The following is a 309-nucleotide window of genomic DNA, read 5'->3' as shown; positions in this document are numbered from 1 at the left end:
GACGATTCCTTCCACAGGAAGCAAGCCGAACCAGCTGACCGCGGCCTGCGCGATGCATCTCTCACCGGATGAGAAGCACTTATTCTGCAGCAACGCCGGAGACAACACGGTATCCATGTACGACCGCGATGATGAGACCGGCATGCTGACACTGCGCTTCTGCCTCCCGATCAGCGGTGATTACCCGAAGGACATCGCGATCTTCCCGGACGGAAAGCATCTGGCATCCATCAACCACGAGGGAAGCATTTCCTTCTTTAAGATCGACTATGAAAAAGGTCTTCTCGTCATGAGTGACCGCAGCATTAC

1 protein-coding gene is annotated in these 309 nt (G+C 54.7%); it reads left to right on the top strand.

The genetic code is table 11. The annotated features are described in order from the left end of the window. A partial coding sequence (locus tag PZH32_RS12500) for a lactonase family protein (protein ID WP_275208567.1) occupies window positions 1–309 on the top strand: 309 nt, incomplete at both ends.

The organism is Adlercreutzia equolifaciens (assembly GCF_029076695.1).
Classification (GTDB): domain Bacteria; phylum Actinomycetota; class Coriobacteriia; order Coriobacteriales; family Eggerthellaceae; genus Adlercreutzia; species Adlercreutzia equolifaciens_A.
This window is presented reverse-complemented; position numbering and strand designations above follow the sequence as displayed.